The organism is Lysinibacillus sp. BNK-21 (genome assembly GCF_048684915.1).
Lineage (GTDB): Bacteria > Bacillota > Bacilli > Bacillales_A > Planococcaceae > Lysinibacillus > Lysinibacillus capsici.
This window is the reverse complement of sequence record NZ_JBLQTS010000001.1, coordinates 4,291,165-4,303,528: the sequence shown is the minus strand read 5'-3', so window position 1 is coordinate 4,303,528 and position 12,364 is coordinate 4,291,165. Positions and strand designations below refer to the sequence as shown.

Genomic DNA, 12,364 nt, shown 5'->3' with positions numbered 1-12,364 from the left:
GAAGGAATTCAACACTACTATTAACACTGGAAGGGGGACATTGATATGATGTATCTCGGAATGATTTTCTTTCAAATTGTTGTACCTATTTTAGTGTTACTTTTAATAGGCGCTATACTACAAAAGAAATTTCGCTTTAATTTAAAAGCATTGTCTCAGCTTATTACATATTGCTTTATGCCAGCAGCTGTTTTTGTAAATTTATATGAAACACATGTGGAATTAACTGTACTGGGAGAGGTCGGATTATTTATTGTACTCTTTATCGGTAGTCAAATGATACTCAGTCACTTTATGGCAAAAGGGTTAGGTTTAGCTAGAACAGAGGCTGCTGTCTTTAAAAATAGTGTTGTGCTCATTAACTCGGGTAATTACGGTATTCCAGTGGCTCAAATGATATTTGCCACGCAACCTATTGGAGTAGCCATTCAGGTCATGCTCGTAATCTTTCAAAATATGACTACGTATACATATGGTTTATACAATTTAATTTCTTCTACAAAGTCAGGTATGACAATCATCAAGGATTTCTTTAAAATGCCTATTATTCATGCGCTGATTATAGGTGTCGCTATGAATTATTTTGATATCGGTATACCACAGTTTATCAAAATACCAGTAGAACATGTGGCAGATGGATTTATTGCTGTGGCTCTAATTACTTTAGGTGCGCAATTATCACAACTAGAGATGAAATCAATGTTTAATAAAACCGTCTTTATCAGCTGTTTTACGCGACTAATTATTGGACCATCTGTTGCATTGGCCATTATTTATATATTGGGATTAGATGGAGTCGTCGCACAATCACTCTTTATAGCTAGTGCCTTTCCAACATCCCGCAATAGTTCTAGTCTAGCATTGGAATATGATGTAGAATCAGCAACAGCCGCGCAAGCTGTTTTATTTTCAACCATTGTAAGCTGTATAACTGTAACCATTGTGATCTATTTTGCAGAAGTATTATTTACCTAGTAAGATAAAAAATAACTTCCATCTCTTAGTATTATCTGCTACACTAGCATCAAACTAAATAGTATTAACTAGGGGAGTCTGATGAGTCAGGCTGAGAGGGAAACGCTACGAAGTTTCTTGACCCTTTGGACCTGATCTGGCTCATACCAGCGTGGGAAAGTTAAGAAGCTATTGCAGAGTATGCAATCAATAGACCTTTACATTCGTGGCCGGATCCAAATAATTATTTTGGATTCGGCCTTTATTTTTTGGATTGTTGGGGTGAGCTAGAATCGGTCCTTATATCAAAATAAATTTAAGGGAGAGAAGTAGCTCATGTCAGCAATTAGTGAAAAGAATATTACCATTATTTCCGGCTTTGAAGGAAGCAAAAAAGTATATGTGGAAGGATCACGCCCAGATATTCTAGTACCTATGCGAGAAATTGCATTAAGTCCGACAACAGGCAGTTTTGGAAATGAAGAAAATGCTCCTATTCGAGTATATGATACAAGTGGGCCCTATACAGATCCAGCCTACCAAGTAGATATTACGAAAGGTTTACCTGCCTTACGAAATGCATGGATTCAAGAGCGAGGGGATGTAGAAGCATATGAGGGACGCTCCATTAAACCGGAAGATAATGGCTTTCGTCATGTTGATGACCCGCGTATTCAAGAAAATGTCTTCCCTGAGTTGGCGAGAAAGCCTTTGCGTGCTAAAAAAGGTAAAAATGTGACACAGCTTCACTATGCACGAAAGGGAATTATAACGCCTGAAATGGAGTTTGTAGCGATTCGTGAAAATATGGATCCTGAATTTGTACGTTCAGAAATTGCAGCTGGGCGTGCTATAATGCCTTCTAATATTAATCACCCTGAGGCAGAGCCAATGATTATTGGGCGTAATTTTCATGTAAAGATCAATGCGAATATCGGGAATTCTGCTGTATCTTCTTCCATTGCAGAAGAAGTTGAGAAAATGACCTGGGCAACTCGATGGGGCGCAGATAATATTATGGATTTATCGACTGGTAAACATATTCATACAACTAGAGAATGGATTATTCGAAATGCTGCAGTGCCAGTGGGAACAGTGCCAATTTATCAGGCTTTAGAAAAGGTAAATGGTGTAGCAGAGGATTTAACGTGGGAGGTTTATCGTGATACTCTCATAGAACAAGCCGAGCAGGGTGTAGATTACTTCACCATTCATGCAGGTGTCCTTTTACGCTATGTACCACTAACAGCAAATCGTGTGACAGGTATTGTATCTCGAGGTGGCTCTATAATGGCACAGTGGTGTTTATATCATCATCAAGAGAATTTCCTGTATACACACTTTGAGGAAATCTGTGAAATTATGAAAGCCTATGATGTTGCTTTTTCCTTAGGTGATGGTTTACGCCCAGGCTCAATTGCAGATGCCAATGATGAGGCACAATTTGCAGAGCTTGAAACACTAGGCGAGCTAACACAGATTGCTTGGCAGCATGATGTTCAGGTAATGGTTGAGGGACCAGGTCATGTACCAATGCATCTGATTAAAGAAAACATGGACAAGCAATTAGAGGTTTGTAAGGAAGCGCCCTTCTATACATTAGGACCACTCACAACAGATATTGCTCCAGGTTATGACCACATTACATCAGCCATTGGGGCAGCCATGATTGGCTGGTTTGGTACAGCGATGCTTTGTTATGTGACACCGAAAGAGCATCTTGGTTTACCGAATCGCGAGGACGTTCGTGTGGGCGTTATCACTTATAAAATTGCTGCACATGCTGCTGATTTAGCAAAAGGTCATCCAGGTGCACAACAACGAGACGATGCACTGTCTAAAGCGCGCTTTGAGTTCCGTTGGCGTGATCAATTCAATCTGTCACTAGATCCCGAGCGTGCAGTGGAATATCATGATGAGACACTGCCAGCAGAGGGAGCAAAAACAGCACACTTTTGTTCTATGTGTGGGCCTAAATTCTGTAGCATGAGAATTTCACAGGATATTCGTAATTATGCGAAAGATAAGGATTTGAATACGACTGAAGCGATCCATCAAGGTATGAAAGAAAAGGCTGAGGAGTTTAAAAAAGCAGGCAGTCAAATTTACCAATAATGAAAGAAAAGGCTTATGTCAAAAAAATAGACATAGGCCTTTTCTTAATAAAAAAACTCCATGTGAATAGTGGATTCACATGGAGTAAAAGTTGGATTTGGATATCAATAATAAAGTGGAATATTAAACGTTTGTTGGTTGTTTTACATATGGATTTGTAAGGTCCATACCTTCTAAGGAAAGACCCATCGCTTTAGCGACACCTTCACCATATGCTGGGTCAGCTAGATAGCAGTGAAGGATGTGACGGCGTTTGATGAACTCTTCAACAGAAGCCATATCGTTCGCGGTATTTTCAAATAAGCGTTGCTGCTCTTCCGAAGTCAATAGACGGAATAGTTTACCTGGTTGTTCAAAGTAATTATTATCGTCTTCACGGAAATCATGAATACCTGCATGACCATCAATACGTAATTCAGGCTCTTTATGGTCTAAATTATGCTCCCACTCACCATAGCTATTTGGTTCATAGCTTAATGTCGAACCAAGATTGCCATCAAAGCGCATTGCTCCATCGCGATGGAAAGTACGGAATGGACATTTTGGTGCGTTGACAGGAAGCATATAGTGGTTTACACCAAGACGATAGCGTTGGGCATCGGCATATGCAAAGATACGACCTTGTAACATTTTATCTGGTGAGAAGCTGATGCCAGGAACAATGTTAGATGGTGCGAATGCAGCTTGTTCAACTTCTGCAAAGTAGTTGTCTGGATTTTTGTTTAACTCGAATTCACCTACAGGAATTAATGGGAAGTCTTTTTTATACCATACCTTTGTTAAATCAAATGGGTTGTATGGTAGCTCACGAGCTTGTTCCTCTGTCATTACCTGAATGTACATTTTCCATTTAGGGAAATCGCCTTTTTCAATTGCTTCATATAAATCACGTTGTGAAGATTCGCGGTCTTGACCAATAATCTCATTAGCCTCGGCACCAGTTAAGTTCTTAATGCCTTGCTCTGTACGGAAGTGGAATTTAACCCAAACACGTTCATTATTAGCATTGATAAAGCTATACGTATGAGAACCAAATCCGTGCATATTACGGTAACCAGCTGGAATACCACGGTCAGACATAACAATTGTCACTTGGTGAAGTGCTTCAGGTAATGAAGTCCAGAAATCCCAGTTAGAGTTGGCATTTTTCATATTTGTACGTGGGTCACGTTTTACCACATGGTTTAAATCTGTAAAGTGTAACGGGTCACGGAAGAAGAATACAGGTGTATTGTTCCCTACTAAATCCCAGTTTCCATCTTCTGTATAGAATTTAAGGGCGAAGCCACGAATATCTCGCTCTGCATCTGCTGCACCACGCTCACCCGCTACTGTAGAGAAACGTGCGAACATTTCAGTTTTCTTGCCGATCTCTGAGAAGATTTTCGCTTTAGTATATTGTGAAATATCATGCGTTACAGTAAAAGTACCAAATGCACCTGAGCCCTTTGCGTGCATACGACGTTCTGGAATTACTTCACGGTTGAAATTTGCTAGTTTTTCAACTAACCATACATCCTGAAGTAAAAGAGGGCCACGTGGACCTGCTGACATAGAGTCATGGTTACTTACTACTGGAGCACCACCTGCTGTTGTAAAGCGACGGCTACGATCATTTGCGTTTGTCATATTAGTTTACCTCCTGAAAAAAATGTGAGTCAAACTCTTCGTCTATAACTATAACAAATATAAAATAGAATTGCTAGTACATTATAATAATTATCGTTAAAGAATTTTTATATTTAAGTATAAACTATAAATATATGCGCTAGACATAGGGTTTATACATAGTTTTTAACTTAAATTTATTTTATTTAATCTCAATTTTATAGATAATTGTCATATTAAGATCAAGATAATGACATCATGATAAAATCTTTATTGAAAATAAAATCAACTAATTGAAAATTATTTTAATCAATCTTTTAATTTTTTCTATATCGGTTAGGCGTAATACCAATTTGTTGCTTAAATAATTTTATGAAATAATTTGGGTCATCAAAACCGTTTAAATGAGCGATTTCGCTAATAGCAAAATCTGTTTCTCGCAGCATTTTTGTGGCATGATGAATTCTTACTTGCTGTAAATAGCGCTTAAATGGCAAGCCTTGTTTTCTTGAGAAAATTGTACTTAAATAATTGGGGCTTATTCCAAGCTTATGAGCGACAAAGGGAAGAGACAGTGCGCTATCTTTAAATTGTTGATCAATTATTTCTATAGCTAGTTCAACATAATCAGCTCGTTTCTCTATTCGAGCTTCCCTTGCTAACTCAATTAATGTCTGCGTGAAAGAAATAATCCCATTGAGTATCGTATAAAATATAGGATGCTCAATGATTAAATGAAATAGCTGACGGTAGTGTTGTTCGATAACCGCTTTTTCATGTAATTTATATTTCAGCATAAAGCGTCTAATTTGTGCTAAGACACTCGTCAAATGAATGCGTAAATCGTCTTGCTCATAATATATGCCTTCATTAGAAAGCCGATATAAAAATGTTTTAACGGCCTCTAGGTTTCCATCTTCCAAACTACTTATTAGTAATTGTTGCTCTTCTGGTGTCAGTAAGGGATCAAAGGGCTGAGTTTCATATTGTTTGCTCGCATAAAAAATATGGCCAAAGCCCTCATAAAAACTTTGATGTAGTGCACGCTTTGTTAATGTATACATAGTTTTAATGGTTGTAGGTGTTCCATCATATATGCCGATATTTAAAGAACTATTACTAATCAAACGCCATTCCTTCATAAGTGTACGTACATCTTTTTCCACAATCCTTATATCATTTGTTTGAAAAAGACATACGATTCTATTAGATAGAGGGTAGGTTTTCATATGAAAGTGAATCGGTGTTTGTTGAAGCCAATTGTAAAGCTTATTGAAGGTTTCAGTATGCTCGGGTTCAATCATTGTGAAATGTAATGTTGTCTCAATTGAACTTGATTTATTATCTAAAAATAATTGATTATAAAAGGAATCGTTTGTAGTCTCTTGAGCATCTTCTGTAATCTGTGGTGTGCGAAGAGAAATGGTTGTGAGTTTTTTCTTTAATAGCTCTAAATCAATAGGCTTCACAAAAAGATGAGCCACTTGTAAATCAATTGCCTTCAAAGCATTTTTAAATAATGGCTCAGTTGTCATTGCTAAAATGGCACCAGAAAGCTTTTGCATATCGCGATAAAGAGCTGCTAAGCGATTATTAGGAAATATATCGATATTTAACAGTATGGCATCAGGTTCAAATTGTCTAATGCTATGAGACACCTCTGAAATACTTGTACACATTTCAATAAAAACATCTCCAGGGAAATATGTATGTAAAAACCACTTTATTCCTGCTAGGTCGGTTGGATCGCGATCAATTAATAACAGCTTCATACCATCAGCCCTTCTTAAAATATTCTAGTTTCATATAAAAGTACGGTTATATTAATAAAAATAACATAGTAATCTGAAAAAAGTCTTGTTTTCTCTATTAAAATTCTCTATATTCTGAAAAAGGTAGTTAGTACAATGTAAATAGAGTAATTGATCATCAGCAGAAGCCAACTTTTGTTATGAAAACGCTTAAAAAGTTTGAGACTGATGTTTTCATATTACGAAAATATGAATGAAGATAATTTATTTACATAGCCATATAGGGAATAGGGGGATGTCATGTGAAGTCAATCATCGAGCTTGATGGCAATACATTATCAAGACAACAAATAGAGGAAATCGTGAAGGGGCAAGCAACAGTTGCGCTTGCTACAGAGAGTTTGGAACGTATTCGTTTAAGTAGAGAGCGTATCGAAAAGCGTTTAGCTGAAGGCCAAACAATTTATGGTGTGAATACAGGGTTTGGTAAACTCAGCAATATAAAAATTGAAGAAGAAGACATTGAGCTATTGCAGCTAAATTTATTACGATCAGATGCAACCGGTGTTGGTGAACCATTCCCAACAGATGTTGTACGTGCAATGATGGTGTTACGTGCCAATGCTTTGGCCAGAGGATTTTCTGGCATTCGTGAGGAAACTGTCCAACTATTGTTGAATCTTATTAATAAAGGTGTTCATCCAATTGTTCCGTCACAAGGTTCAGTAGGAGCAAGTGGTGATTTAGCGCCTTTATCACATTTGGCATTAGTGTTAGTGGGAGAAGGAAAGGCTGAGTTTAACGGAGAAATCATGAGTGGTAGTGACGCGCTAAAGCAAGCAGGATTAACCCCTGTTAGACTTCAAGCTAAAGAGGGGCTAGCATTAGTTAACGGTACACAAGCTATGACGGGTATAGGTGTATTAACGGTCAATGAAGCTGAACGAATCGGTCTTGCAGCGGATATGGCTGCTAGCTTAACACTGGAAGCTTTAAAGGGCATTACCTCGGCATTTGATCCAGCACTTTTAGCGGTAAGACCACATCCAGAGTTAGAACTAGTAGGCGGGCGTATTCGTAAGTGGCTCGATGGCAGTAAACGTGTGACAAAGCAGGGTGAAATTCGCATGCAGGATGCTTATTCACTACGTTGTATACCGCAAGTACATGGTGCTTCTTGGCAGTCATTTTTCTACGCACAGGACCGTGTTCAAACAGAAATGAATGCAACAACTGATAATCCAATCGTTTTAGAAAGCGGGGAGGTTTTATCGGGTGGGCATTTCCATGGACAGCCAATAGCTTTGGCAATGGACTTTTTGAAAATAGGTGTATGTGAGTGGGCCAATATTTCAGAACGACGTACAGAACGTATGGTAAACCCTCAACTTAATGAAGGGCTACCACCGTTTCTAGCAACAAACCCTGGGATTGAATGTGGGCTTATGATTGCTCAATATACAGCAGCCTCTATTGTCTCAGAAAATAAAGTTTTAGCACATCCTTCGAGTGTGGATTCTATTCCTACATCAGGTAACCAAGAGGATCATGTAAGTATGGGAACAACTTCGGCACGTCAAGTACGTCAGATTGTTCACAACGCTGCTCGCGTTATAGCTATCGAATTGATTTGTGCATCTCAGGCTATTCATTTAGACAAGGCAGAAGAGCAATTATCTCCTACTACAAGTAAATTCTTAAAGAAAGTGCGTGAATTTTGTCCACCATTACTAGCCGATCAACCAATTGGCGATGAAATTGAAGCATTGGCGAAATATTTACTATCAAGTAATGATTTAGTAAATGAGTATGTGTAAATTGGTTTAAGTTTTGATATGAAAGAGCAAAGGCGTCGCTCGGTTTATACACCGAGTAGCCTCTGCTTTGAAAATATTTATATGTATTTAAGTCTGAATATTCAGTTATTAATAGCTTTAGACAGCAAAATTCACATTTTTTTAATAGGAAAAGGAGCGTGTTTTTAATGGTATTTAAGACAGATATTCGTGCACCACGTGGAAATGAACTAACATGTAAGGGATGGACACAGGAAGCAGCAATGCGTATGTTAATGAACAATCTTGACCCAGAGGTAGCAGAGAATCCAGATGAACTGATTGTTTATGGGGGTATTGGTAAGGCTGCTCGTAACTGGGAAAGCTATGAACAAATCATTGCATCTTTGAAAGAATTAGAGAATGATGAGACTCTATTAATCCAATCTGGAAAGCCAGTAGCTGTATTCCGTACACATGAGCATTCCCCTCGAGTGTTGATTGCCAATTCAAACCTTGTACCAGCATGGGCAAATTGGGATCACTTTTATGAATTAGAAGAAAGAGATTTAATGATGTATGGTCAAATGACTGCTGGGAGTTGGATTTATATTGGTGCTCAAGGAATTTTACAAGGAACTTATCTGTCCTTTGTAGAAGCAGGCAAAAAGGTATTTGGCACTGCTGATTTACGTGGTAAATTCATCCTTACAGGTGGTATGGGCGGTATGAGTGGTGCACAGCCATTAGCAGGGAAAATGGCTGGTGCTGTAATCTTAGTTGTTGAAGTTGAACGTGCTCGCATTGAACGTAAAATCAAAGAAGGTTACTGTGATTATATTGTAGAAACTGTAGATGAAGCAATTGCATTAGTTAATAAATTACGTGACCAAAATGAGCCAGCATCCATTGGCCTTGTTGGTAACTGTGCTGATGTTAATCGTGAGTTGTTGAATCGTGGAATTATTCCAGATTTTGTGACAGACCAAACATCTGCGCATGATCCGATTAATGGTTATGTACCTAATGGCATGACCTTTGAAGAAGCGCTAAAACTTCGCAAAGAGGATGTAAAAACATATGAGCGTAAAGCAAAAGAAACAATGGCAGAGCATGTTCGTACAATGCTAGAGTTCCAAGAGGCAGGCGCAGAAGTATTTGATTATGGGAATAACATTCGTGCCTATGCCAAAGAAATGGGTGTGACAAATGCCTTTGATTTCCCAGGCTTTGTACCAGCGTATATTCGTCCGTTATTCTGTGAAGGAAAGGGCCCATTCCGTTGGGCGGCGCTTTCAGGAAACCCTGAGGATATATATAAAACAGATGCACTGGCAAAAGAGATGTTTGCTGAAGATGAGGGTCTAGTCAATTGGATTGATATGGCACAAAAAATGGTGAAATGGCAAGGGCTACCTGCACGCATTTGCTGGTTGGGTTATGGTGATCGTCATCGTTTTGCATTAAAGGTCAATGAAATGGTTGCAAATGGTGAATTATCAGCACCAATTGTCTTTGGTCGCGATCACTTAGATTCAGGTTCTGTAGCATCACCAAATCGTGAAACAGAAGGAATGCTAGATGGTTCGGATGCGGTATCGGATTGGCCAATTTTAAATGCTCTTGTTAATACTGCGAGTGGTGCAAGCTGGGTAAGCGTACACCATGGTGGTGGTGTAGGAATGGGTTATTCACAGCATGCAGGTCAAGTCTTAGTAGCAGATGGATCAGAGCTTGCCGCTGAAAAAATTGCACGTGTATTAGTTTCAGACCCTGGAATGGGCGTTGCTCGTCATGCTGATGCAGGCTACGATATTGCTATCAATACAGCAAAAAACAAAGGTGTCCATATACCAATGTTAAAGGGTGATGTGAAGTGACCATTCTAATAAAAAATGCAAATGAAGTAATTACCTTGAAAAGTAATGTACAAGGACCACGTACAAAAGAACAAATGCAGGAAATTGCAGTAATAGAATATGGCAGTGTTCTAATTGAAGAAGAGCGTATTGTAGCAGTAGGAGCGTATGAGCAACTAGAAGCTGACTTCCCAGAATTAATAAAGAAGGCAGAAACGATTGATGCTACTGGTAAGATTGTTATGCCTGGCTTAGTGGATTGTCATACACATTTGGTGCATGGTGGAACACGCGAGCAAGAGTTTAATATGAGATTAAATGGTTCTACCTATATGGAAATCATGAATGCAGGCGGTGGCATTCATGCTACAACAAAGCGTACACGAGAAACAAGCTTTGATGAATTATATGAAAAAACGATGCAGCATTTAGATGTATTTTTAAAGCATGGTGTAACAACAGTTGAAGCAAAATCAGGGTATGGCTTGGACTGGGAAACGGAAAAGAAACAGCTAGAGGTCGCAAAAGAATTACAAGCTGCACATCATATTGATGTCATTAGCACGTTTATGGGAGCCCATGCAGTTCCTCGTGATTATAAGGGGCGTGAGGATGAATTTGTGGATGTGGTGGTCAATGAGATGCTGCCAAAAGTAGCAGAACTAGAGTTGGCTGAATTTAATGATGTATTTTGTGAAAAAGGCGTCTTTACACCCGAACAATCCCGACGCATTTTAGAGGCTGGAAAAGCACTAGGCTTAACGCCAAAAATACATGCGGATGAAATCGAACCTTATCAAGGCGCCGAGCTGGCTGCGGAAGTAGAGGCCATTTCTGCGGAGCATTTGTTAGTTGCTTCTGATAAGGGAATTCGAAAAATGGCTGAAGCGGGTACAATTGCTGTATTGCTGCCAGGTACTGCATTCTTTTTACGTGCACCTTTTGCAAGAGGGCGTCTAATGATTGACGAGGGAGTACCTGTGGCGATATCCACAGACTTTAACCCTGGGTCATCCCCAACAATGAGCCTACCCTTCATTATGAATTTAGCTTGCATGCATATGGGTATGACATTGGAGGAAGTATTAACGGCAACAACAATTAATGCAGCATATGCCCTAAATCGAGGCGAGCAAATTGGTTCCCTTGAAGCACATAAAAAAGCTGACGTACTTATCCTTGATGTTGCTAATTACAAGCAACTGCAATATTTCTACGGCATGAATCATACACATACAGTAATCAAAAATGGGCAAGTTGTTGTACAAAACGGAATTCTGCTGAAAGATCAATAATAATAATGGGCATAAATAAGGCGGAGTAGCTTTATTTATGCTTTTTTTATAAATTAGTTGCAAATGCTTTGATGAAAGATTATAATTCTAATAAATAGTAATTAACGAATTACAAATTACATGAACCTTGTAATTATAGAAGGGGTTATACAATGACAAAATTTCGTACCGAAGAAGAAGTGCTTGCTCATTATGATTCTTCAAAATATCAAACACCCGATGGATATACCGCAGATATTGCTATTTTTACAATTACCTCAGAGAAAACAGAGGAAAAAGCACCGCCAAACATGACGCTAAAGATTATGTTAATTAAGCGTGCTACTAGGGATGCTGAAGGAAATCCCAATATTGAAGGAGGAAAATGGGCACTTCCTGGGGGCTTTGTAGATGCAAATCAAAAAGAAACTGCCTTTATCGCAGCAAAGAGAGAATTAAAAGAAGAAACAAATGTAGAAGGTTTACATGTTCAACATTTTGGTGTTTATGATGAGATCGATCGAGATCCACGTGGTTGGATGATTTCAAATGCATTTTATGCCATTGTTCCTGAGACATATATTGAGCAACGTCAAGCGAATGATGATGCAGACGATGTAGAACTGTTTGATATAGAAAGTGTATTTACGCTTCCATTAGCTTTCGATCACCGAAAAATCATTTCCGATGCGTTGCATTTTATTAAAAGGGATATGATTCAGACAACTGTTGCTAAAAACTTTTTACCACAAGAGTTTACATTATCAGAATTGCAACGAGTACTTCTAACAGTTGGAGAAGATCCACGAATCTCTAACGATTCCGTATTCTTTACAAAAGCACCTAAATTACCATTTATCGAAAAAGCATTGGATGAAGAAGGAAAACCGAAGAAAACAAAAAGAAATTCGTTCCGGCCTTCCCAGCTCTATACATTTAATGATTTCGAAATGGTAGAGTCTATCTATCATTAGGAAAGATCCGTCTTTCCTGTTTATTTTAAAGAAAGTAATTTGTAATTTAAGTAT

8 protein-coding genes and 1 riboswitch are annotated in these 12,364 nt (G+C 38.6%); of the genes, 6 read left to right on the top strand and 2 right to left on the bottom strand.

Annotated elements, in window-relative coordinates:
* Positions 1-45 precede the first annotated feature (45 nt).
* Both ACMGGO_RS21610 and thiC read left to right on the top strand, forming a co-directional pair.
* Positions 46-975, top strand: coding sequence for an AEC family transporter (locus ACMGGO_RS21610; protein WP_054548934.1), 930 nt, complete (start codon positions 46-48; stop codon positions 973-975).
* A 60-nt stretch (positions 976-1,035) separates the two neighbouring features.
* Positions 1,036-1,150: riboswitch (TPP riboswitch) on the top strand.
* A gap of 140 nt (positions 1,151-1,290) precedes the next feature.
* Positions 1,291-3,069: a phosphomethylpyrimidine synthase ThiC gene (gene thiC / locus ACMGGO_RS21605; protein ID WP_420282246.1), complete on the top strand. Its 1,779-nt coding sequence runs from the start codon at positions 1,291-1,293 to the stop codon at positions 3,067-3,069.
* 123 nt (positions 3,070-3,192) lie between these two features.
* Here the strand turns inward: thiC and ACMGGO_RS21600 are convergent, their stop codons facing one another.
* Positions 3,193-4,698 carry a catalase gene (locus ACMGGO_RS21600; RefSeq protein WP_048390717.1) on the bottom strand — a complete coding sequence of 502 codons (1,506 nt, stop codon included), beginning with the start codon at positions 4,696-4,698 and terminating at the stop codon, positions 3,193-3,195.
* Between the two features lie 296 nt (positions 4,699-4,994).
* Positions 4,995-6,449, bottom strand: coding sequence for a helix-turn-helix transcriptional regulator (locus ACMGGO_RS21595; protein ID WP_279493676.1), 1,455 nt, complete (start codon positions 6,447-6,449; stop codon positions 4,995-4,997).
* 281 nt (positions 6,450-6,730) lie between these two features.
* On the opposite strand from ACMGGO_RS21595, the gene hutH reads away from it, so the two are divergent.
* The 4 genes from hutH to ACMGGO_RS21575 all read left to right on the top strand — a co-directional run bounded on the left by hutH (position 6,731) and on the right by ACMGGO_RS21575 (position 12,310).
* Positions 6,731-8,245, top strand: a complete 1,515-nt coding sequence (gene hutH, locus ACMGGO_RS21590) for a histidine ammonia-lyase (protein ID WP_048390715.1) — start codon at positions 6,731-6,733, stop codon at positions 8,243-8,245.
* Between the two features lie 167 nt (positions 8,246-8,412).
* Entirely contained in the window at positions 8,413-10,083 is a 1,671-nt protein-coding gene (gene hutU, locus ACMGGO_RS21585) for a urocanate hydratase (protein ID WP_004233805.1), read from the top strand.
* The gene (gene hutI / locus ACMGGO_RS21580; RefSeq protein WP_054548937.1) at positions 10,080-11,357 is read left to right on the top strand and encodes an imidazolonepropionase; all 1,278 of its coding nucleotides are present in this window, start codon (positions 10,080-10,082) and stop codon (positions 11,355-11,357) included. Before hutU ends, hutI begins: the two co-directional genes overlap by 4 nt.
* 152 nt (positions 11,358-11,509) lie before the next feature.
* Positions 11,510-12,310, top strand: a complete 801-nt coding sequence (locus ACMGGO_RS21575; protein ID WP_048390712.1) for an NUDIX domain-containing protein — start codon at positions 11,510-11,512, stop codon at positions 12,308-12,310.
* Positions 12,311-12,364: the final 54 nt, after the last annotated feature.